At 69.2% G+C, this 22,129-nt stretch carries 21 protein-coding genes; 14 read left to right on the forward strand and 7 right to left on the reverse strand.

Annotated features, from left to right (window positions below):
* Positions 1-88: 88 nt before the first annotated feature.
* Positions 89-523: a CBS domain-containing protein gene (locus ACZ6DL_RS26020; protein ID WP_466054924.1), complete on the forward strand. Its 435-nt coding sequence runs from the start codon at positions 89-91 to the stop codon at positions 521-523.
* On the opposite strand, the gene ACZ6DL_RS26025 is transcribed toward ACZ6DL_RS26020, so the two are convergent.
* The gene (locus ACZ6DL_RS26025; RefSeq protein WP_466054926.1) at positions 520-951 is read right to left on the reverse strand and encodes a pyridoxamine 5'-phosphate oxidase family protein; all 432 of its coding nucleotides are present in this window, start codon (positions 949-951) and stop codon (positions 520-522) included. The two genes, ACZ6DL_RS26020 and ACZ6DL_RS26025, sit on opposite strands and share 4 nt — an antisense overlap.
* A gap of 136 nt (positions 952-1,087) precedes the next feature.
* On the opposite strand from ACZ6DL_RS26025, the gene ACZ6DL_RS26030 reads away from it, so the two are divergent.
* From ACZ6DL_RS26030 to ACZ6DL_RS26050, 5 genes are all read left to right on the forward strand, one after another.
* Positions 1,088-2,344 (forward strand): aminotransferase class V-fold PLP-dependent enzyme, encoded by a 1,257-nt coding sequence (locus ACZ6DL_RS26030; protein ID WP_466054928.1) that lies wholly within the window; start codon positions 1,088-1,090, stop codon positions 2,342-2,344.
* Positions 2,341-3,627 carry a heavy-metal-associated domain-containing protein gene (locus tag ACZ6DL_RS26035; RefSeq protein WP_466054930.1) on the forward strand — a complete coding sequence of 429 codons (1,287 nt, stop codon included), beginning with the start codon at positions 2,341-2,343 and terminating at the stop codon, positions 3,625-3,627. Before ACZ6DL_RS26030 ends, ACZ6DL_RS26035 begins: the two co-directional genes overlap by 4 nt.
* A complete protein-coding gene (locus ACZ6DL_RS26040) occupies positions 3,624-5,129 on the forward strand; it encodes an alanine racemase (protein WP_466054932.1) in 1,506 nt (501 codons plus the stop codon). Before ACZ6DL_RS26035 ends, ACZ6DL_RS26040 begins: the two co-directional genes overlap by 4 nt.
* The gene (locus ACZ6DL_RS26045) at positions 5,129-6,454 is read left to right on the forward strand and encodes a pyridoxal-phosphate dependent enzyme (RefSeq protein WP_466054934.1); all 1,326 of its coding nucleotides are present in this window, start codon (positions 5,129-5,131) and stop codon (positions 6,452-6,454) included. The genes ACZ6DL_RS26040 and ACZ6DL_RS26045 overlap by 1 nt, the downstream gene beginning before the upstream one ends.
* 234 nt (positions 6,455-6,688) lie before the next feature.
* A complete protein-coding gene (locus ACZ6DL_RS26050) occupies positions 6,689-7,318 on the forward strand; it encodes a TetR/AcrR family transcriptional regulator (protein WP_051175165.1) in 630 nt (209 codons plus the stop codon).
* A gap of 27 nt (positions 7,319-7,345) precedes the next feature.
* On the opposite strand, the gene ACZ6DL_RS26055 is transcribed toward ACZ6DL_RS26050, so the two are convergent.
* The gene (locus ACZ6DL_RS26055; RefSeq protein WP_466054936.1) at positions 7,346-10,372 is read right to left on the reverse strand and encodes a tetratricopeptide repeat protein; all 3,027 of its coding nucleotides are present in this window, start codon (positions 10,370-10,372) and stop codon (positions 7,346-7,348) included.
* 105 nt (positions 10,373-10,477) lie between these two features.
* On the opposite strand from ACZ6DL_RS26055, the gene ACZ6DL_RS26060 reads away from it, so the two are divergent.
* The 5 genes from ACZ6DL_RS26060 to ligD all read left to right on the forward strand — a co-directional run bounded on the left by ACZ6DL_RS26060 (position 10,478) and on the right by ligD (position 14,476).
* Positions 10,478-10,711 (forward strand): hypothetical protein, encoded by a 234-nt coding sequence (locus tag ACZ6DL_RS26060; protein ID WP_466054937.1) that lies wholly within the window; start codon positions 10,478-10,480, stop codon positions 10,709-10,711.
* A gap of 19 nt (positions 10,712-10,730) precedes the next feature.
* Positions 10,731-11,831, forward strand: a complete 1,101-nt coding sequence (locus ACZ6DL_RS26065) for an SPFH domain-containing protein (protein ID WP_466054939.1) — start codon at positions 10,731-10,733, stop codon at positions 11,829-11,831.
* Between the two features lie 32 nt (positions 11,832-11,863).
* A complete protein-coding gene (locus tag ACZ6DL_RS26070) occupies positions 11,864-12,265 on the forward strand; it encodes a cold-shock protein (RefSeq protein ID WP_466055122.1) in 402 nt (133 codons plus the stop codon).
* Between the two features lie 127 nt (positions 12,266-12,392).
* Positions 12,393-13,478, forward strand: coding sequence for an ATP-dependent DNA ligase (locus ACZ6DL_RS26075; protein ID WP_466054941.1), 1,086 nt, complete (start codon positions 12,393-12,395; stop codon positions 13,476-13,478).
* Positions 13,475-14,476 (forward strand): non-homologous end-joining DNA ligase, encoded by a 1,002-nt coding sequence (ligD, locus tag ACZ6DL_RS26080; RefSeq protein WP_466054943.1) that lies wholly within the window; start codon positions 13,475-13,477, stop codon positions 14,474-14,476. Before ACZ6DL_RS26075 ends, ligD begins: the two co-directional genes overlap by 4 nt.
* A gap of 9 nt (positions 14,477-14,485) precedes the next feature.
* On the opposite strand, the gene ACZ6DL_RS26085 is transcribed toward ligD, so the two are convergent.
* The 3 genes from ACZ6DL_RS26085 to ACZ6DL_RS26095 all read right to left on the reverse strand — a co-directional run bounded on the left by ACZ6DL_RS26085 (position 14,486) and on the right by ACZ6DL_RS26095 (position 17,444).
* Entirely contained in the window at positions 14,486-15,241 is a 756-nt protein-coding gene (locus tag ACZ6DL_RS26085) for a DUF4190 domain-containing protein (protein ID WP_466054945.1), read from the reverse strand.
* Positions 15,242-15,652: 411 nt separating this feature from the next.
* Positions 15,653-16,315, reverse strand: a complete 663-nt coding sequence (locus ACZ6DL_RS26090) for a TetR/AcrR family transcriptional regulator (protein WP_062967385.1) — start codon at positions 16,313-16,315, stop codon at positions 15,653-15,655.
* Entirely contained in the window at positions 16,299-17,444 is a 1,146-nt protein-coding gene (locus ACZ6DL_RS26095) for an acyl-CoA dehydrogenase family protein (protein ID WP_040866574.1), read from the reverse strand. The genes ACZ6DL_RS26090 and ACZ6DL_RS26095 overlap by 17 nt, the downstream gene beginning before the upstream one ends.
* A 351-nt stretch (positions 17,445-17,795) precedes the next feature.
* Between ACZ6DL_RS26095 and ACZ6DL_RS26100 the strand changes: the two genes are divergently transcribed.
* The 3 genes from ACZ6DL_RS26100 (at position 17,796) to ACZ6DL_RS26110 (ending at position 20,702) form a co-directional block, all read left to right on the forward strand.
* Positions 17,796-18,728 (forward strand): alpha/beta fold hydrolase, encoded by a 933-nt coding sequence (locus tag ACZ6DL_RS26100; RefSeq protein WP_466054948.1) that lies wholly within the window; start codon positions 17,796-17,798, stop codon positions 18,726-18,728.
* 110 nt (positions 18,729-18,838) lie between these two features.
* Positions 18,839-20,269 (forward strand): SDR family NAD(P)-dependent oxidoreductase, encoded by a 1,431-nt coding sequence (locus ACZ6DL_RS26105; protein WP_466054950.1) that lies wholly within the window; start codon positions 18,839-18,841, stop codon positions 20,267-20,269.
* A gap of 46 nt (positions 20,270-20,315) precedes the next feature.
* The gene (locus ACZ6DL_RS26110; protein WP_466054952.1) at positions 20,316-20,702 is read left to right on the forward strand and encodes a DUF2784 domain-containing protein; all 387 of its coding nucleotides are present in this window, start codon (positions 20,316-20,318) and stop codon (positions 20,700-20,702) included.
* Positions 20,703-20,711: 9 nt separating this feature from the next.
* On the opposite strand, the gene ACZ6DL_RS26115 is transcribed toward ACZ6DL_RS26110, so the two are convergent.
* Together ACZ6DL_RS26115 and ACZ6DL_RS26120 are read right to left on the reverse strand one after the other, a co-directional pair.
* A complete protein-coding gene (locus tag ACZ6DL_RS26115) occupies positions 20,712-21,470 on the reverse strand; it encodes a thioesterase II family protein (RefSeq protein WP_466054954.1) in 759 nt (252 codons plus the stop codon).
* 316 nt (positions 21,471-21,786) lie between these two features.
* Positions 21,787-22,047, reverse strand: coding sequence for a hypothetical protein (locus ACZ6DL_RS26120; RefSeq protein WP_466054956.1), 261 nt, complete (start codon positions 22,045-22,047; stop codon positions 21,787-21,789).
* Positions 22,048-22,129: the final 82 nt, after the last annotated feature.

Here is a 22,129-nt window from a genome sequence, read left to right on the forward strand (position 1 = left end):
CCGAACCGTGGCCTGTAACGGATTCGTGCTGGTCACCGCGCCGTGAACTTGCGATCCTGGTAGTGCCCCGACGTCTGGATGGTGAAATATGAGAATTTCGGAGATCCTGCGCAGGAAGGGCAGCGACGTGGCCACGGTCGCACCCGACACGACGGTACGCACACTGCTCGCCACCCTGGCCGAGCGGAACATCGGCGCCGTCGTCGTCTCCCCCGACGGCGACACGATCGCGGGCATCGTTTCCGAACGCGACGTGGTGCGCAGTCTGCACGCGCGGGGCGCGGAGCTGCTGGACACACCGGTGTCGGCGATCATGACCTCCGCGGTGCGCACCTGCGCACTCGACGACCGGGTCGACGGTCTGCGCCGCACCATGACCGACCATCGCATCCGGCACCTGCCCGTGGTACACGAGGGCAAGCTGGTCGGCATCGTCAGCATCGGCGACGTGGTAAAGAGCGCGATCTCCGAATTGGCGACCGAGCGCGAGCACCTCGTCGAGTATCTGCAGGGCAGATATTAGAACGCGCTGGGGTTCCCCAGATCGGCCGACAGCCAGTGCTCCGGCCGCAGGTAGACCGCGACCTGCTCACCGAAGGCCTCGGCCGCCTTCAGGTAGGCGTCGACCGATTCGGCAGGCAGATACCGCGCGGCCATCTCGCGGTGCTGCTCGTCGGTCATCGGGACGGTCCGGGTGACCGGGCCTTCCACACTCACATACCGGACCGTGGGCTCGACCTGCTGCACCATCAGACTGAAGCGGCCGGTCTCCCGGAGGTAGCGCATCTTCTGCGACTGCGGGCCGGTCAGGATCCAGATCTCGCCACCGGGGCTGTATTGGTACCAGATCGGGACGGTCAGCGGGCCACGACCGGTACCCGCGGCCACCGCGAACGCCGCGACGTGCGGCTGCGCGAGGAACTCTTGACGCTCTTGCGGGCTCAGGGGCATATCGCCCAGGCTAGTCCCGAAAGCCGTTGTCGGCGACAAAGCTTCGAAGTCCGTACCGAAAATGCGTATCGTGGGTGACGTCCGAGTTACCGGTGAAGGGAGCGTCACGTTGCGGTCCTCTGCCCCGAGATCACCGGTGACGCGGACCGACGAGACTCCCCGGCCACCGGCGACGCCGCCGGTCGCGGCACGGGCGCTGTTCCCGGCGCTCGCCCGCGCCACCGAGGTCTACCTGGACAGCGCCGCCACCACACAGAAGCCGCTCCCGGTGATCGAGACCATCCAGCGCTATCACAGCAACGGCACCGCCAACGTCGGCCGCGGCACCTATCCCTGGGCCACCGGCCTGACCGCCCGGATCGCCCGGATCCGGGAACGCACCGCCGCCTTCATCGGCGCCGAGCACCCGGACGAGGTGGTCTTCACAGCGGGAGCCACCGCCGCACTCAACGCCGTCGCGCTGTCGTGGGGCCTCACGGCGCTCGCCGACGGCGACGAAATCCTCTACAACGCCGGCGATCACGCGTCGAACGTGTACCCGTGGCAGCACCTTCGCGGACTGCTCGCCCGGTTCGGACGCCGCATCCACCCGATCCCCTACCGGACGACCGCCGCCGGGGAGGCGGACACCGACGACATCCTGGCCAAGATCACACCGCGCACCCGGCTGATCACGACCGGGCATCTGCACCATGTCTTCGGCGGGCTCAGCACCCTGGAGGAATTGCGCGGCCGGATCGACCCCGCGATCCTGCTGTGCTTCGACTGCTCGCAGAGCGGCGGGCATCTTCCGGTCGACGTGACCGCGCTCGGTGCGGATTTCGCGATCTTCGCCGCGCACAAGATGTTCGGGGCGCCGGGCACCGGGATCCTGTACTGCCACCGGCGCGTGCACGACCGGCTCGTGCCGTTCCTGCCCGGCGGCAATTCGGGCATCGCCACGGATCCGGGCGGTCTGCGGCCGGGGGCGATGCCCGCGCTGCTGGAAGGCGGCACGCCCGACATCCCGGGCATCCTCGCCCTCGGCAGTGCGCTGGAGGTGCTGGAATCGTTCGGCATGGATGTCATCGCCGCGCACAACCGTGCCCTGACCCTGCGCCTGATCGACGGGCTGCGAGCGGTCCCCGGCCTGGAGTTCCTGCCCGGTCCGGCGCATGCCGCGTGCGAGGTCGGCTACGGCATCCTCTCCTTCACCCTGGACGGGATCTCGGCCACCGACGCGGGATTCGTCCTGAGCGAGCTGGGTTTCCTGGTGCGCACCGGCGCGCACTGCGTCCCCGCCGACACCGACGGCGCGGGCTCGGTGCGGGTCAGCACGCACATCTACAACACGCCCGACGAGATCGACCGATTCGTCGCGTGCGTGCGAACCATCGCCGAGGAGGTCACGTGAGTAACGACATCCCCCGCTACGACCGGCGGGCCGCGTCCAGGGTGCTGGCGCAGTTGGCGCAGCCCGGGTCGCGCGGTGCGCTCGCGCCCGCTCCCCCGCCGCGGCGATTCGAATTCACCTGCGCCGCATTGCGTCCCGAGCCAGACAGCCATCTCACCTATTCCCAGCGGCTGTATCTGGAGCGGTTCATGCGGCCGTGCCGCGCGGATCAGGTGACCAGCGCGACGCACCGGATGGCGTGGACCGACAGCGACGGCATCCCGAACACCGGGCACTTCCGCGCCGGCGGCCTCGGGCCCTCGCTGCCGATCGCGATGCGTGAGACCGTCCTGGCGCTGTGGCACCAGCTCGACGCCGATCCGGCCTTCGCCGCGCGGATCGCGGCGCTCGGGCCGGGCGAACATGCCGTGCTGGCGGGCACGACCACCGACCACGATCCGCGCGACATCTTCCGGGTGGGCATCGAGGCGGCGGGGCGCGTACTGGCCCAGCACGCGCTGCTGGCCGCCCAGACCCCTTACCGCGATGCCGCCGAGTTCGCCGAGGGCCTGCGGGCTTCCGGAATCTTCGCCGCGGTGGCCACTCGCTGGTTCTGGGAGCTACAGGCCTCGACCTATCGGCGGGGCATGATCCCGGTGACGCTCGTCGCACAGCCCGACGGCACCGTTCGCTATTCGGCGGAGACGGTGGCGACCCTGCGCGCCATGAAGGACGCCACCATCGCCGACGCGCACGCCGTGATGGAGCGCGCCACCACGGTCGAAGGTCTCACGGTCGCCGAGGCGATCGCCAAGTATCACGACGACCTGGACCTGATCTCCCGGCAGTACGCACTGCTGCCCGCCGGCAGTCATCCGGCCTGCCTGGCGGCCACGCCGCATCAGCTCGACAGCGGGCATGTCAGTGTCCTGCCGTCGCTGGTCGACCGGTTCGTCGCGACGTTCACCGAGATCGTGGGCCGCATCGAGGTCGCGGAGGTGAGCGCCGAACTCGACGAGGCGACCGCCGACCGTGCCGCCACCGCCGAGGACCAGGTGTTCTACGTGCCGGACATGACATGCAAACACTGCGTACGCACGATCGGCGGGGTTCTGGAATCGATGGACATCCGCGTGGTGGAGATCGATCTGGACAGCAAACGCGTGGTGGCCGAGTTCCGCAGCCCGCGCAATCGCGCCCGGGCCTTCGAAGCGATCCGGGACGGCGGCTACAACCCGGTCGCGGAACGCCCCGACGACGCCACGCGGGCATCGGTCAGCGAGGCATCGGAAGCCGCCGTATGACGCCTCGGCCGCCCGCGCTGCCGGCGAAGCTGCATCCGATGGTCCGCGCCTTTCTCGACACCCCTGGCCTCGCGACGCAAACGCGGGCGAATTTCGGATCCGCGGTGCATCTGGTGTTCCCGCAGGTCTACTCGGAGAATCTGCTCCGTTTGCGCGCAGTGCTGGAGCGACGCCTGTCCGGACACCGAATCTGCTACGCGCACAAGGTGAATCAGTCTCGCGCGTTCGTCCGCACGGCCGAGCGCGCCGGCATCGCCGTCGACGTCGCGTCACCGCACGAGCTGTCCAGCGCCCTCGCCGCCGGGTTCGGTCCGGCGCGCATCGAGGTCACCGGGCCGAAAGGAGAAGCATTCCTGCGCGAGCTCCTCGACCGCGGAGTGACGATCAACGTGGACAACCTGTGGGAACTGGGCCGCATCGCGGAACTGGCCCCCGACCATGCGGAAATACCGGTGCTGCTGCGGGTTTCCGGTATCGGCACGGGACACGTGAGCCGGTTCGGGATGCCGGTCGCGCATGTCGAGCAGGCGTTCGATCTGCTGTCTTCACAGCGCGGGCGAATCGCCCTCCTCGGGTTGGCCTTCCACCTCGACTCCGGCGACCTCGGCGAGCGCGTCCGGGCGATCGATGCCTGCCTGCGCCTGATCGAGCGAGCCTACGATCGCGGGTTCGCCCCTTCGGTGCTCGACATCGGCGGCGGTTTCCGGCAGGTGTTCACCGCCGACGCCGAACGGTTCGACGCCTATGTGCTGGCGCTGCGTGAGTCGCTGCTCGGCCGTGGGGAACCGATGACCTGGGGCAGTAACACCTTCGGCTATCACGTCGCGGGTGGCGCCGTGCACGGCACACCGGTGTTCCACAAGTACGCCAACACCGTTCCCGCCGACCGCATGCTCGCCGATCTTCTCGACGCGCCGCTGGAGCGGCACGGCGGGCGCACGGTCGCGCAGGTGGCGGGCGACAATCTGCTGGAGATATGGCTCGAGCCGGGCAAGGCGCTGGTCGACCAGGCGGGCATCACCCTGGCCACGGTCGAGTTCGTCAAGGAGGTCGCCGACGGCAGCGTGCTGGTACACGTCGATCTCAGCCGCGATGCCGTGACGCCCGCCGACCAGGAGGTCATGGTCGACCCGATCCTGCTGCCCCGCGCGGGCGTCGCCGCAGGCACCGACCGCGCGACGAATCCGGTCGGCGTCTATATCGCCGGACGATTGTGCCTGGAGCGAGACCTGATCACCAATCACAAGGTGTGGCTGCCCGTCCGCCCCCTGCCGGGCGACACGGTGGTGTTCCCGAACACCGCCGCCTATCACATGGATTTGTCCGCGGCGACGGCCTCCATGCATCCGCTTCCCGCGAAACTCGCGGTCACCCGGGTGCCCGATGGGTTCCGGATCGTCCCCGACACAGCCTACGAACCCGACTTCCCCGTCGAGTCTTCGCGGGCGCGTCCTCTCGCGACGCACACAGCAGGCCCGGTCCGATCGGTCGAGGCCCCCTGATGCGATACGACCACATCACCGAACTCATCGGTGACACGCCGCTGCTGCGGCTCGACCCCGCGGTGCACGGACTGGCCGGGGTCGAGCTCTACGCGAAACTGGAGTCGCACAACCCCTTCGGCTCGGTCAAGGACCGGGTGGCCTGGGCGATGTTGCGCGACGAACTGACGGAGCTGCGCGAAGGCGGCCGGACGCTCATCGAGGCATCCAGTGGGAACACGGCCAAAGCGCTGCGCGTCCTCGGCGCGATGTACGGCATCGACCTGCGCGCGGTGACCAACCGGATCAAAGTCGGCGAGGTCCGTGACCTGCTGCAGCTGTTCGGGACCGAGATCGTGGAACTGCCCGGACTGTCCGAGTGCCCGGACCCGACCACACCGAACGACGTCTACTCGGTGATCGAGGCGACGATGACGCAGCATCCCGGCGCTTACCGGCATCTGTCGCAGTACACCAACGAGAAGAACATCGAGGCGCACCACCACGGCACCGGACGGGAGATCCACGAGGACCTCGCGGCCGATGGCATCACCAGGATCGACTATCTGATCGGCGGGCTCGGCACCACCGGGTCCACCAGGGGGACCGCCACCTACTTGCGCAAACACAATCCCGAATTGCGCACTGTCGCGGTTGTCTCGGAGCGGTCGGACTTCATTCCCGGTATCCGGTCGGAGACCGAGATGTGGGATGTCGGGCTGTTCCAGCCGGAGTTCTACGACCGGATCGTCACCGTGTCGGCGGGCGACGCCGTGGACGCGACGCTGCGCCTGGCGACCGGATACGGCGTCCTGGCCGGGCCGACCAGCGGCGCGGCCTACACCGCCGCGCTGGACACGCTCGGCGCGCTCGATCGCTCGGGCGCCGATCCGGACGACCCGATCGTCGCGGTGTTCATCGTCTGCGATCGGCTCGAGCCGTACCTGTCCTACATCAAGAAGCGCAGGCCGGAACTGTTCGGCCGCGCCGAACGCGAAACGGCGCCGAGCGCGCAGGAGCTGGCGGCGGTGCCGCGCCTGTCGCCCGAGCAGCTCGCCGAACTCGACCGGACCGGCCGCCCGACCATCGTGGACAGCCGTGGCGCCATGGCCTACCGGATCGGGCACGTGCCCGGCGCGCTGAACATTCGCGACGACCAGCTCGACGACATGTTCGGCCACGGCATCCCGTTCCCGCGCTCGCGGCCCGTGGTCTTCGTCTGCCCCGTGGGTGAGTTGTCGGTGCGTTTCGCCGCGCGAGCCCGTCGAGCCGGATACGACGCCGCCAGCCTGGCCGGTGGCGTCGTCGCCTGGCGCGATGCGGGGCTGCCGCTGGAACGAGGCTGATCTCCGCGGGCTCGCAGGCCGTTCTTTGCGCGGGTGCGAGCGGAATGTGCGCTGGACGCGGGCCAGCGGCGGCGGGAGGCGCCGAACCGCTGGTCGGACGGAAGGTGACGCCGGGCGCCCGATTCGGACGCCGATCGCCTCGGCGACGGCGTGGGATCCATTTCGGCGAGACCGCGGAGTCCGGGCCCGGTGCGCGCGGCGCGGTGGTGCGCCGCCAGGCATTATCGTGGGGCCGTGCAGACAGGTCAGGAAGCAGACGACGACGGGGGCCCGCGGATCTGGGGTGGGACGACGCTCACCGAACGCAGGGAGACGCGGCGGGCGGCGCTGCTGGAGGCCGCGCTCGACCTGATCGGCGAGTCCGGAGCGAGCGGCGTCACCATGCGGGCGGTGTGCCGCAAGGCCAACCTCACCGACCGCTACTTCTACGAGAGCTTCGCCAGCCGCGACGAGTTGCTGGACGTGCTCTACCGTCAGGTCGCCGAGGAATTCCTGGAGCCCATGACGGCCTTCGCCGCCACCGACGACCCGTCGCGCGACCGCGCGCTGTCGGAGATCCTCGTGGACAAGGTGCTCGACGATCCGCGCAAGTCGCGGTTGTTCCTGGTCGAGCCGTATTCCAGCACCGGCCTCGGGCAGACCACCTTCGCCGTGATGCCGGTCTTCACCCGGGTCATGCAGGACCATCTGTTCGGCCACATCGACGATCCGGTCAAACGCAGGCTGGCGGCGGTGAGCATGGCCAGCGGGAACGCGGGCATGTTCTCGGCGTGGCTGAACGGCTCGCTGCGCGCCACCCGGGAGCAGATCATCGAGCACTGCCTCGCGATGCTGACCGTGTACCGCTCGCTCTATCGGTCCTGACGCACAGCGGGAGGGAAGCGCCTGCCGTCAATCCCCGGATTGTTCCCGCCAATACGCCAGGGTGTCCTTGGTCCGGATGGTGGCGGCGTGGTTGGGGCCGAGGGCCCGCAGCTCCGCGACCAGCAGAACCTCCAGTTCCGAGACCGCGCGGTCGAGGTCGCCGTGGCGGGCGCGGCAGCCCGCGAGCTCGTTGCGGGTGCCGAAGGTGTCCGGATGATCCGGGCCCAGCACCCGTAACCGGTCGCCGAGCAGTTTCTCCAGGTCGGTGATCGCGCCCTCGAGGTCACCGCTGTCGGCGCGATAACCGGCCAGCCTGCCGCGGGTGAGCAGCGTGTCGGGGTGGTCCGGGCCCAGCACCCGCAGACGGTCGTCGAGCAGGCGGGTGAACTCCGCGCCCGCACCGGCGAGATCACCGCTGCGCGCGCGGAACGCCGCGAGGTTATTGCGCGCGCCGAGTGTGTTGGGGTGATCGGCGCCGAAGACGCGCAGATAGTCGGCCACGAGCCGCTCGAACTCGGCGCGGGCACCGTCGAGGTCGCCGCTGTCGGCACGCCAGTACGCCAGGCTGTTGCGGGTGCGCAAGGTGTCCGGATGGTCGGGACCGAGCACGCGGGCGCGGTCGGCGCGCAGCTGTTCGAAGCGGGCGATGGCCCCGGCGAAATCGCCGACGTCGCCGCGATTGGACGCCAGATTGTTTCTGGTGCGCAGGGTTTCGGGATGGTCGGGGCCGAGCAGGCGCAGCTGGTCGGTGAGCAGTCGTTCGAATTCCTCGCCCGCACCGGAGTGGTCACCGCAGCGGGCGCGGTAGCTGGCCAGCCTGTCGCGGGTGTCCAAGGTGGCCGGGTCGTCGGGGCCGAAGACCCGCAGCCGGTCGGTGAGCAACTGTTCGAAATCGGCGATGGCGCCGACCAGGTCGCCGCTCTCGGCGCGGTGGAAGGCCCGCCGTTCCCGTGTGGTGAAGGTGTCGGGATGATCCGGTCCCAGCGACTCGACGAAGTCCGGCGCCCACGCGGCCCACAGGTCGCGATCGTCGGCCGACCTGCCGGTCTCCAGCTTCATCAAAAAGTCGATGGCCAAGGCGGAATCACCGTAGGCCAGGCAGTGGCGTACGGCCGCGCCCCGCGCGTAGTCGGCGGCCCGGTCACCGTCGTCGGCCTGGATCGCCGCGACGAGGGCGCGGTGCGCGTCCGCGATGCGCACACCGGAACGACGGCATTCCGCCTCCAGCGCGGGCAGGAACGCGCTGTGGGTGACACCGAGCGACTCGCGAACGGTACCGGGATGACTGCGGGTGATCAAATCGCCGAGATTGACGGCGATGTCGCGGATCCGGGCGGCGCTGAGGTCGACGCCGAGCGACAACAGCGCCGAATCCAGCAACTCCAGCGGCAGCACGGGCCCGACTCCCGCCGCGGCCAGCAACCCGAGCAGGTTCGCCGTGTCACTCGCGGTCGCGGGATCGGCCCCGCGCAGCGCGGTCTCGACCCGCAGCGCGATGACCCGGTCCAGACCGATCCCGGACGCGACCGCGTCGTCGGTCAATCTCGAGGCCACCTCCAGCAGGATCCGCGCCACCAGCCAGCCGCCGGAGACCACCCGCGAACCGGTCGCGTCGGTCGGGGTCTCGGCCAGCAGCCGCTGGATCCAGCCGATCCAGTCGACCGGGCCGAGCGGCGCCGTTCCGCGCGCCGAGTCCACCACGGCGGCGATGTCGTCGGCCGCCGGTTCGGCGACATCGATCCGGTACATGTGCGCCAGACCCGGATCGTCCTCGACACCGGCGCCGGGCCGGATGCCGACGATCACCCGCACGTGCCGGAGATCTTCCCGGCGGGTCAGATCGGCGATCGCGGCCACCAGCAACCGCCTGGTCCCCTCCTGCGGCTGATTCAATCCGTCGAAGACCAGGGTGACCCGCCGGCCCGCGGTGGACAGGCGCGCCAGCGGGCGACGCACCAGGATGTCGAAGATGTCGAACTCGTCCCTGGGCCGGTGCGCCCGCGCCGCGCGCGCCGCCTCCCGGAAGCCGGGTAGTCGTGCGTCGAGTTGCGCGGCCAGTTCCGAGGCGACCGACTCCACCGAGCTGTTCACCGTCAGGAACACCGCGGCGGTGATGTAGTCGGGGGTCACGGCGAGTCCGTCGACCAGGCTGGGGCGGATCAGCATGGCCAGCAGCGTGGACTTGCCGACGCCTGCGGGCCCGAGCACCGCCCGCAGCCGGTGGCTGCCCGCGTCGATGATCGCGTCGAGACGCTCGCGCACATCGGGCGTCAACAGCAGACGCCGGGTCAGCTGGTCGACGAACCCGGCGGCGGAACGTCCGCTCACCGCGTCGCGGTGGCGGGCGGTGTTCGGCACCAGCCACAACCCAGGGTCGACGCCCTGGGTCGTGGACACCGCGCCGGAACTGAAGGACAGATGCTGCGGCTGCTGATGGGCGCACTGCCCGGCGATCGGATCGACCAGGTCCGAGGGCAGCAGGTTCTCCCCGCGCAGCGGCAGGCCCAGGTCGAAGGTGGCGAGCATGGTGCGGGTGAAGCACCCGGAGTACGCGGGACCGTCGCCCGAGGCGACCAGCAGCTCCATCCGGCCGCCCGACTGCGCCAGCAGATCGGTCCACCGGCGCGCGGCGCCCTGCACGCCCTGACCCGCCTCGCAGGCGTCGACGAGCAGCACAAGCCCATCGAGCGCGGCGCGGTCGAGCCGCTCGCGGATCTCCTGGGTCAGGTGGAAGGCGTTGTGCGAGGTGGGTTCACCGGGTGAGTCGTGGCTCAGCAGGTAGAAGTCCTCGGCAGTCGTCGCCACGCCGTGGCCGATGAAGCCGAGCAGCAGGGTGGCCTGCCGCTGCGATGCCGCCGCGAAGGCCGTGTCGACGGCGGTGAACAATTGCGCGGCAGTGGGATTGAGCACCGGGCCGTCGACATCGATCGCGGGCCGCCAACCTCCCGCTTCGGTCAGGCTCCCGTACAGCCCATGGGCGAGTTCCTCGGTGAAACCCAATTCTCCCAGCGCCGCGCATTCCGACCCCACCACCAGCGCCAGCCGTCCTCCCATGCAAGAAACATACCTGCGCCCCCGCGGCGGTCCCGCCCGGCCGATATCGAAAGGTGCTGTGCGAGACGTAGGCTGACGGGCGGATCGTCGGAAGGAGATCCTGGGATGATCGACCCGGTGGTGGGGTTGACGGGTACGCTCACATCGCCGATCCGGGGCGCCGGGACGCTGGGCGAGGTCCTGGTCGCTATTCGAGGGGGAACCGAGCTGTACATCGCACAGTCCACCGAGCCGATCCCGGCCGGTGCGGCCGTGCTGGTCATCGCGGTCCATCCGGGGCGCGTCGTCGACGTCGTCCCGTGGATTCCGCTCACCCCGGTCGCGGCCGGAGAAACCTGAAAAAGTAAGGGAGACAGACGTGCTGGGTTACCACGTGCCGGACCCGGACGAGGCGATGCTGGTCAGCGGCGCCAAGAGCCGCGACAACGCGCCGTTCAAGGTGGTCATCGGGCGCGGCGCCTGGGTGGTTCCGCTGTTCCGGAAAGTGCGCTACCTGTCGCTGGCGATGTTCGAATCCGAGATCAAGGAGCGCTGCGTCACCAAGCAGGCGATCCAGCTCGACGTCCGCGCGGTGATCGCGTTCAAGGTCGCCAACGACACCCAGTCCATCGTGAACGCCGCACAGCGGTTCCTCTCCGAGCAGGAGCGGGAGATGTCGGTGCTGACCGGGCGCATCTTCTCCGGGCACCTGCGGTCGATCGTGGGCTCGATGACGGTCGAGGAGATCATCCGGGAGCGCCAGAAACTGGCCGACGAGGTGCTCGTCGCGTCGAAAGTCGAGATGAGCAATATCGGCCTGTGGGTCGATTCCTTCCAGATCCAGTCCATCGATGACGGCAACCTCGGCTATATCGCCGCGCTCGCCGCGCCGCACAATGCCGCCGTGCAGCGCGACGCGCAGATCGCGCAATCACAGGCCGCGCAGGCGGCGGCGCAGGCCGAGCAGGAATCCCAGCGCAGGCAGGCGGAATATCAGCGCGAGACGGCGATCCTGCGCGCGCAATACCAGCGCGATATCGACAAGGCCAACGCCGAGGCCGCGCAGGCGGGCCCGCTGGCCGAGGCGATGGCGTTGCAGGAGGTGCTCACCGCCCAGGCCGAGCAGGCGCGCAAAGAGGCCGAGTTGCGGGAGCAGCAGTTGCAGACCGAGGTCGTGAAACCCGCTCAGGCCGAAGCGGATCGGGTGCGCATCCTGGCCGAGGCGGAGGCCGACCGCACCCGCATCCAGGCCGCCGCGGCCGCGTCGAACAACCGGATCGCGCTGGATCAGTTGTTGATCGAACAACTGCCGGAAATCGTGAAGCAGGCGTCGAACGGGCTGGCGAACGCGAATCTCACCGTGCTGAACGGACCGGACGGAGTGGGCGAACTGGTGAACGGAATGGTCGGTCAAGGACTGACCGTTTTCCATTCGTTGCAAAAGGCGCTTTCCGCCGACGACGGCGAAAACGCGGGTTAAAGTTGCCCGGTAGCGACGGCGACGAGGAGCGGGTGTTGGTGTCCATCGGGAAATTGGTGTCGTTCGACAGCTCTCGGGGATTCGGATTCATTCGGCCGGAGGACGGTGGACCGGACGTGTTCGTCCACGTCAACGACATCGGCTTGGACGAGGACGAGTTGCGGCAGGGGCGGGTGTTCGAATTCGAGGTGACCGAAGGCGACCGCGGACCCAAGGCGGTCAATCTCACCGTGGTCGGCGGATCGTCCGCGCCCCCGGCGCGGCACAAGGGAAAGGACCGGCCGGGTTCTGGACCGCTCACCGTCGCCGAGCACAAACGCCTGATCACCGAACTGCTCCTGGACGCGAGCCCCGCGCTCACCGCGGGCGAGATCCTCACCATCCGCGACCGGCTCACCGCGTTCGCCGACCAGCAGGGCTGGTTGGAGACCTGAACGACGAACTCCACGATCACTGTCGGGGCGTCCGCCTACGATCGAGCCGAGACCACGGCCACAGACCGATGAGTTCGTCGGGCGCGCACCGTCGGTATGGGTGAGGATCGAACCCGAGGAGGATCGCGTGGATCTACCGGTTCTGCCCCCAGTGCGGCCGATGCTGGCCAAATCCGCACCCGCGGTGCCGCGCGAGCCGGGCCTGAGCTACGAACCCAAATGGGACGGTTTCCGCTGCATCGTGTTCCGCGACGGTACCGAAGTGGAACTCGGCTCGCGCAATGACCGGCCCCTGACCAGGTATTTTCCCGAGGTCGCCGAGTTGCTGAAGCAGGCCCTGCCGGACCGCTGCGTGGTGGACGGCGAGATCGTGGTGGTCACCGAGCAGGGTTTGGATTTCGACACCTTGCAGAACCGCCTGCACCCGGCGGCGTCCAGGGTCGCCAAGCTGGCCGTGGAGACGCCTGCCAGCTTCGTGGCCTTCGATCTGCTCGCGCTCGGCGACAAGGACCTGACCGGCGAGCCGTTCACCGAACGCAGGCGGCTGCTGGAGACGATTCTGGACACCGCGCTCGCGCGCGTCCACCTCACGCCGATCACCCACGACCCCGACGTGGCCGAGGACTGGTTCACCCGTTTCGAGGGCGCCGGATTCGACGGCGTGATGGTCAAGTCCGACGACCTCGCCTACCTCCAGGACAAGCGGGTGATGCTGAAGGTCAAGCACGAACGCACCGCCGACTGTGTGGTGGCGGGCTTCCGCTGGCACAAGGACGGAGCGGGTGTGGGTTCGCTGCTGCTCGGGCTCTTCGACGACGAGGGCCACCTGCATCACGTCGGCGTGGCCAGCAGCTTCACCGCGGCGCGGCGGCGGGAACTGATCGAGGAGCTGGCGCCGTTGCGGGAGAACGCGCTGGACGATCATCCTTGGCGGCAGTGGGCCGATGCGGCGGCGCAGGCGGCCGCGGACGGCAAGATGCCAGGCGGCGTCAGCCGCTGGACCGGCGGCAAGGATCTGTCCTGGGAGGCGCTGCGGCCGGAGCTGGTCGCCGAAGTCCGCTACGAGCACGTGCAGTCGGGCCGGCTGCGCCACGGTGGCAGGCTGGTGCGCTTCCGGAGCGACCGGACCCCGGAATCGTGTACCTACGCGCAGCTCGACGAAGTCGCGCCGGCGGAATTGAGCATGTTGTTCGGCGAAGGCGCGGCACGATGACCGAGTCCGTCGACATCGAGACCGACGGCCGCACCGTCACGATCAGCAATCCGGGCAAGATCTATTTCACCAAGCGAGGCGAGACGAAACTCGATCTGGTGCGCTACTACCAGGCGGTCGCCGAACCGTTCCTGAATGTGGTCGGCGGCAGGCCGCTGCTGCTGGAGCGCTACCCGGACGGGGCATCGGGCAAATCCTGGTTCCAGAAGCGGGTGCCGAAATCCGCACCGGAATGGCTGCGCACGGTGGAGGTGACCACGCCGAACGGCACCACCAGCGACGCCCTCGTCGCCCACGATCTCGCCCACATTCTGTGGGCGGTGAATCAAGGGTGCCTCGGATTCCACGTCTGGCCCAACCGTGCCGACAATCTGGAGATCGCCGACGAACTGCGCATCGACCTCGATCCCTCGCCGGGCATCACCTTCGCCGACCTGCGCCGGGCCGCGATCCGCACCAGGGATCTGCTGGCCGAACTCGGCATCGAGTCCCGCGTCAAGACCTCCGGCTCACGAGGCTTGCATCTGTACTCCGCGCTGGAGCCGAAGTGGGACGGCTATCAGGTGCGCGCCGCCGCGGTGGCGCTGGCGCGCGAGTTGGAGCGCCGGTACCCCGAGGACATCACCGCGCAATGGTGGAAAGAAGAACGCGGCAACCGGGTGTTCATCGATTTCAATCAGAACGCTCCGCACAAAACGGTTTTCGGCGCGTGGTGCGTGCGGCCGAAGGTCGGCGCGCAGGTGTCCACGCCGATCAGCTGGTCCGATCTGGATTCGGTGGTGCCCGACGACCTGACCATCGCGACCGTGCCCGCGCGCTACGCCGAATCCGGCGACCCGTGGGCCGACCGCGCACCGCAGTCCGTCGCCCCGCTGCTGGAGATGTCCGAACGGGACATGGCGGCCGGCCTCATGGACGCGCCGTGGCCACCGCAGTACCCGAAGATGCCCAACGAGCCGCCCCGGGTGCAGCCGAGCCGCGCGAAGAAGCCCGAATAGCGTCGACGGCTACTCGGTCCACAGCACCCATGTGCCGCCGCGGCCGCTGACTTCGCACACCAAGGCCCGGCCGTCGGCGGTGCGCCCGGTCTTGGCACCGGAGGCGTCGCACTTCGAACCCGCCTGCTGCACGGCGGTCGCCACCACGTGCGGGCCCGACCACTGGTTGCCACCGGCGGCGGTGAGACAGATCAGCGTGCCGCCGGTGGAGGCGCTGCCGATCTTGCCGAGCTGGGCGTCGGTGCACGGCGCGCCCTTCGTGACCGGTTCCTGGCTCTCCGGCGGCGTGGTCGTCGCCGCGAGGCTGGGTGCGGCGGTCGTGGTGGTCACCATCGGACGCTCGACGGTGGTGGGAGTCGAGGCGACGGGCGCGGGCCCGAGCGAGGCCGTGCGGTTGGTCACGTCGGGCAGCCACTTGCTCGTCATCAGGATGAATCCCGCCACCGCGGTGATCTCGGCTACGCCGAGCAGCAGCGCGAACATCGCCATGACCCGGCCGCGGGGATGACTGAAGGCGATGAAGCCGAATACGATGGCCACGGGGAACAACCCCAGCAGTGCCGCCACCAGGGCGATGATCGCGTAGGGATTGACGATCGGAGGAATCTCCACGCGGAGCCGTCCGGTCCGGCGGCGGCTCGGCGGCTCGGGCCAGCGCTCGTCCTCCTCGTCGGGCCAGCGGTCGTCGGGCTCCGGCACCGACCAGCGATCCTCCGGCTGCGCCTGCGGCCAGCGATCCGTCTCACGCCGTTCTGCCCGTGTCATCAAGGTCCTCTCCACACCAACACACCGCGCAGGAACCTCGGACTATCCGGACCCGCCCCGATATACCGACACAGAATAGGACGCGCACCGCGAAAAGTTGATCCGAAGTGTCCGACATTTGTGATCGGGCCGTGATAACGAACGCGCGGCATCGGTAACCGAGGCGCATGCTGGTTCACCGGCGGCCTGCGCGATTGCCATCCTTCCGAGAGTATTCACATCCGATAAGGCGACGTCGCGCTGCAGGGCGCTCTCCGTAGACCTGCCAGGGCCGGGAATTTGCTCGAGGTAATTCCGGCCTGCCGGGCATTGCGCCGTACGCGCTCGCCGTGGCCACGGCGGCCTACACGCGGACGTCGCCGCAAAGTGTTCCGGCCCCGACCCCGCTACAGCTTTGATCGTTGGCACCGTTCACTGCCTGCGGTCGACCTTGGGCAGTGATTCGGTGACCAGCGTCAGCAACATGTCGCACAGCAGGTCGTGCACCTGCTCGCGGGTGAGCGTGCCGCGCGTGATCCATTCCCGGCCGGCGACCTTCACCAGCCCGCCGTAGGCACGCACCATCGCGCGCAGCTGGGCGTCATGTGCCGAATGGGCGAGGCCGACCATCAGCAGCAGGCGCTCGGCCGCCGCGTCGTCGGCCGCGTCCAGGATCTGCTGCACCTCGGGATCGTCTCCGACCCCCTCGTGGCTGGTCACCTTCACCCACGTGCTGCCGTGCTCGGCGATGGTGTCCAGCAACCAGCGCACGCTGGCATCGACCCGCTCGCGCCACGAGCCGGTAGGCACGGCCATGTTGTCGAGCTTGGGCAGCGTCACCATCCGCCGCACCACCGCCAGGTAGAGATCGCGCTTGTTGCCGAAATAATGGTTGATCAGACCGCGGGCCACACCGGCCCGCTGCGCCAGTTCGGCGGTGGAGACGGCCGCGTACGGGCGTTCGCCGAACATGTCGATCGCACAGGCCAGGATCTGCGCGCGCCGCTCGTCGGGCTCGAGCCTGCGGCGGCGCGGTAGCGCCGGATCGGCGCCACCGTCCGCGGTCGCGCTCGTGGTGTCAGAGAGACCGGGCAATGAGATCCTTCATCACCTCGTTGCTGCCCGCGAGGATGCGCAGGACGCGGGCACCGGTGTAGAGCTGGGAAATCGGATACTCCGTCATGTAGCCGTAGCCGCCGAACAGTTGCAGGCAGCGGTCCACCACGATACCGAGCTGATCGGTCAGCCAGTACTTCGACATGGCAGCGCTGGGAATATCGAGTTCGCCGCGCAGGTGCTTGTCGAGGCAGTCGTCGAGGAAGGTACGGGAGACCTTGGTGATGGTCGCGCACTCGGCGAGCTCGAACTTCGTGTTCTGCATCGCGAACAGCGGCTTGCCGAACGCTTCGCGGCCCTTGGTGTAGTCGACGGTGAGCTGCACCGCCTTCTCCATCATGGCGACCGCGATGATGGCCGTGACCAAGCGCTCCTGCGCGAGCATCTGCATCATCTGGTAGAAGCCCTGGCCCTCGGCCTCGCCGAGCAGGTTGGACGCGGGCACGCGAAGGCCGTCGAAGAACAGCTCGGCGGTGTCCTGGGCCTTGCCGCCGATCTTGTTGAGGATGCGCCCGCGCTTGAAGCCGGGGGTGTCGTCGCCGACTTCGGCGAAGATCAGCGAGACACCGGCCGCGCCCTTGGTCGGGTCGGTCTTGGCCGCGATGATGATGCCGTCGCAGAGCCAGCCGTTGGTGATGAAGATCTTGGAACCGGTGATGACGTACTCGTCGCCCTCCCGGACCGCGCGGGTCTTGATGTTCTGCAGGTCGGATCCGGTGCCCGGTTCGGTCATGCCGATGGACAGCACGATCTCGCCGCTCGCGGCTTTGGGCAGCACGCGCCGCTTGAGCTCCTCGGAACCGAACTCGTACAGGTACGGCGCGATGATCGAGCTGTGCACGGGGATGCCCATCGATCCGTCGCCCGCGCGCGCCTGCTCCTCGATGATGGCGGCCTCGTGCGCGAAGGTGCCACCGCCACCGCCGTATTCCGCCGGAATGGCGGGGCACAGCAGGCCGAGTTCACCCGCCCGGTTGTACAGGGCGCGATCGGGGTGCCCCTGGGCGACGAATTTCTCCTCGTGGGGCACGACCTCCTTTTCGAAGAAGGTCCTCGCCAGGTCTCGTACCGCCTCGACCTCGTCGTCACTCCACGCCGCGCGTGCCATCGCTCGATCCTTCGCTCGCTCCGGTCCGGTCTCGTGACCGGTTACGCCCAGATTCCCGGACTATTGGCGAGTTGTCAACAAGCGTGACGCACCGTCTCGAGCACGCTGTGCGGGCGGGCCGGACCCGGCAGCCCGCCCAGGGATGCCGAGGCAAGGCCGGCGAGTGCGCGCGGTCGCCCTCCTGCTCGGTCGGCGGGGTCGGTTCGCTCGTTGGTGAGCTGTGCCATATTCGGGCGTTTTACCTTTCCCTCGATGGGTCAATTCTTCGTACTGTCCGTATCGGAATCACTGACATCGGGCACGACGGCGACGTGCCATCGGATCGGTAGCCGGCAGCGAAGGGGTAACGACATGGCCGAACTGCTCGACATCACCGAACCGCCCCGCCCGGACCGCACCTGGACGGTCGACCGGGACGGCGCCGATCTCGCCGTCTACGAGTGGGGTGATGCCGCCGCCGAGCCCTTGGTGCTGGTACACGGCCTCACCGACACCCACCGCGTGTGGTCGACGGTCGCGGCCCTGCTGGCCGACGGCTTCCGGGTGCTCACCTACGACGTACGCGGTCACGGACGTTCGGCCACGCCCGCGGCGCTGTCGGAGTATCGCCTCGACCTGCTGGCGGAGGACTTCTTCGCGGTGATCGACGCCGCCAGCCCGCGCAGGCCGGTGCACACCTGCGGCCACGGCTGGGGCGCCGTGCAGCTGTGGGAGGCGGTCTGCGACGAGCGGGCCAATACCCGCATCGCCTCGTTCACCGCGATCGCGGGACCGAATCTCGATCATCTGGGTCTGTGGCTGCGCGCGCTGACGCCGCGCGCCGGACGCGAACTCGGCGACCTGGGCTGGTGGCTGCGCGGCGCGCGCTGGGCGCTGACGCCCGGCCCGATCGCCCGCAGGCTCTACCCGCCGCGGGTGCGCGGCCTGCTCGTGGGCCGGCTCGGCGGTCTCGCGCCGGTACCCGCGCGCGTCGCCCCCACCTGGCGCACCGATCTCGTCGCCGGCGCCCGGATCGCCCAGGCCAATCTGCTGCACCACTTGGGCAAGCCGCGGGTGCGGCGGACGGCGGTCCCGGTCCAGCTGCTCGTCGACACCACCGACCCGTTTGTGCCCGCCGCCGTCTACGACGCCTCCACGCGCTGGGTCGACAAGCTGTGGCGCTGCGCCGTTCCGGCGAATCACTGGCTGCCGATCACCGAGCCACTGCTGGTCGCCGAAGCGGTCGCCAACTTCGTCGACGACCTGCGCGCCGACCGGGCGGCCATCTCCCCGCGCAGCAGCTGACCGACGCGCTCGAGCGGGGCGTGGGGCGACCGGGCGACCACCCGGCGGGCGGGGTTTGCGACAATGGGGCGGTCGTCTGCCCAGCTCGATGAAGGATGTCCCCCGCCCCGATGGCCGAAAGCATGATCGATCCCGAGGAGCTCGCGACCTGTCTTCGGGTCCTGGAGCAGGCCGGAACGCTCGAAAAGGATCATCCGGACTCGGTGGCCGTGCAGCGGGCGGTCGGCCACATGTTCAAAAAGCTCAAGCAGCGCCGCCGCACCGAAGCGCGCGCGGCGGTCTCCGCGGCCGACCGCGCGGTGGTCGCCACCACCGCGACCGGATCGCCGAACCGGATCGATGACGAGACCGCGGGCATCCCGATCCGCTCGGCCACCGACGGAGCCAGCGCGGGCACGCTGATCCGCGCGCGCCCCTGCTACATCTGCAAGCAGCGCTACACCCAGGTCGACGCCTTCTACCACCAGCTGTGCCCGGAGTGCGCGGCAAGCAGCCACACCAAACGAAACGCCCGCACCGATCTGACGGGGCGGCGGGCGCTGCTCACCGGCGGCCGCGCCAAGATCGGCATGTACATCGCGCTGCGCCTGCTGCGCGACGGCGCGCACACCACCATCACCACCCGCTTCCCCAACGACGCCATCCGGCGTTTCGCGGCGATGGACGACAGCGCGGACTGGCTGCACCGGTTGCGCATCGTGGGCATCGATCTGCGCGATCCGGCTCAGGTGGTCGCCCTGGCCGACGACGTCGCCGCCCAGGGCCCGCTGGACATCCTGATCAACAACGCCGCGCAGACGGTGCGCCGCTCCCCCGGCGCCTACAGCGCCCTGGTCGACGCCGAATCCGGGCCGCTGCCCGCGGGCGCGCTGCCGGAGGTGGTGAGCTTCGGCAAGACCATGCAGGCCCACCCCACCGCGCTGACCGCGTCGCTCACCCCGGCGCTGACCGCCGCCGACGTAGCCGAGCTGGCACTGGTCGCGGGGTCGGCGACGCCGGAACGCATCGCGCGCGGCGTCGCGATCGACGCCGGTGGCCTGGTGCCCGACCTCGCGCACACCAACAGCTGGGTGCAGACCGTCGCGGAGGTGGATCCGACCGAACTGCTCGAAGTGCAGCTGTGCAATTCGGTCGCGCCGTTCATCCTGGTCTCCCGCCTGCGCCCGGCGATGGCCGCCGCCGGGGCCCGCCGGAAGTACGTCGTGAACGTCTCCGCCATGGAAGGGCAGTTCTCCCGCGCCTACAAGGGCCCGGGGCACCCGCACACCAACATGGCCAAGGCGGCGTTGAACATGTTGACCCGCACCAGCGCCCGCGAGATGTTGGAGCAGGACGGCATTCTGATGACCGCGGTCGACACCGGCTGGATCACCGACGAGCGACCGCACTACACCAAGATCAGGCTCGCCGACGAGGGCTTCCACGCGCCGCTGGACCTGGTCGACGGCGCGGCGCGCGTCTACGACCCCATCGTGCAGGGTGAGAACGGCACCGATCTGTTCGGCTGCTTTCTCAAGGACTATCAGCCCTCCCCCTGGTAGCGGTCGATCCGGGCTCCGTCAGGCGGCGGAGGACTACCCTGGAGGCGTGCTCTACCGGCTGGCAGCCGACGCCACCGCCGTCACGCATTTCGCCTTCGTGGCCTACGTGGTGGTCGGCGGATTCCTCGCATGGCGCTTTCGGCGCACGATCTGGCTACACCTGCTCGCGGTCTGCTGGGGGTTCGGCACGATCGTGGTCGGTTTCGACTGCCCGCTCACACATCTGGAGAATTGGGCGCGCGAGCACGCCCACCGAGAGCGGCTGCCGTCGAGCGGATTCATCGACCACTACCTCACCGGTGTGATCTACCCCGAACACGCGCTCGGATTGGTGCGCGCAGTGGCGGCCGCGCTGGTGGTGGCGTCCTGGATCGGTTATGTGTTGGCGCAGCGGCGGCTCGCCCCGGCCGCCCGTGTCGACGCACCACGCTGACGCCGGTGCTCAGGCGCCGAGGTGGCGCGCGACGAAGCTCGCCACCTCCGTGACGTGCTCGTCCAGGTAGAAATGGCCGCCGGGGAAGGTCGCCCGGTCGAATTCTCCGCTGGTGTGCGCGCGCCATTCGTCGGCCTGCTCGGGTCGCATCGTCGGGTCCTCGGTGCTGACCAGTGCCGCGATATCGGTGCGCAGCGACTCCCCCGGCTGATACCGGTAGGTCTCTACAGCACGGTAGTCGGCGCGCACGGCGGGCAACACGAGTTCGGCGAGGCCCGGCTCGGCGCGCAGCAACTCGAGCGGGGCGGGATCCGCGGCCAGCCGCACCAGGTCATCGATGAGTTCGTCGTCGGAGGCCAGGTGCAACCGCTGCGTCTCCTCGAACGTGGGTGCCGGACGGCCGGATACGAACAGGGTGGCCACCGGCTGCCCGGCACGCTCGAGCCTGCGCGCGGTCTCGAACGCCACGGTCGCGCCCATGCTGTGCCCGAACAACGACAGCCGCGCGATCCGGCCCTGTGCGAGCACCGCCTGGGCGATCCGGTCCGCCAGCACGACCAGGTCGGTGATCGGGTCCTCACCCAATCGGTCCTGCCGTCCCGGGTACTGCACCGCGAGCACCGCGAAGCCCACCCCGAACCGTTGTGCGAGATCCCGGTATGCCGTGGCCGACCCTCCGCCGGGTGGGAAGCACAGCAGGTGTTGCCGCGCGACCGCGTCGGATCGCAGCGTCCGCAACCACTCCGAGTCGGTGCTGCCGCCTGCCACGTTCGGTCTCCCTTCGCCGTCGTCGTCCCACCGCGCGGCCGGACCAGACCACGGTAGTCGCCGCGGTCGAGTGCGGGAGCTTCCTGATGCGGCGGTCCCGGGTCCGGGCGAGCGACCGACCCGGTCGGGGCGTGAAGGTCTGTAGATGATCCACGGTGACGAAGACGCTCTTGCGGACTGGCCGCGGCCACCGCGGTCCCCAGGGCTTCCAGACCGCCCCAGTCACGAGCGAGTTCGGTGAGCGGATGATCGAAGTCGTCCCAGTGGGTGGGCAGCAGGCGGATCTCCCAGCTGTTGTCGCCCCACCAGCGCAGTGTCATCCCGCCGGACGACTCCCCGCCGAGACCGTGTCCGTCTCGATGTTGTTGTTGGAATCCGTTGTGCCGCAAACGACTACGCCCGCGAGCGCGGCCGCTCCCATGGTCGCGAGGAAGAAGAACTCCAGGACCAGCGGCACCTTCACCACCGAGGCGAGCACCACCGGCTCGTCCGCCCTCGTGCACACGAAGGACAGGTCATCGGATCCGCGCGGCGTCCCGCGCGGACTGCTGCCGCGCAGCCTGGGGATATGCTGCACTGTTCCTCGCGATCCGGCGCGTGTCACTATCCTCACCGGCGAGAAAATCCTCTCGGACAGCTCTTTTCACGCCGCGCGAGCC

This window comes from Nocardia sp. NPDC041819 (assembly GCF_055590505.1).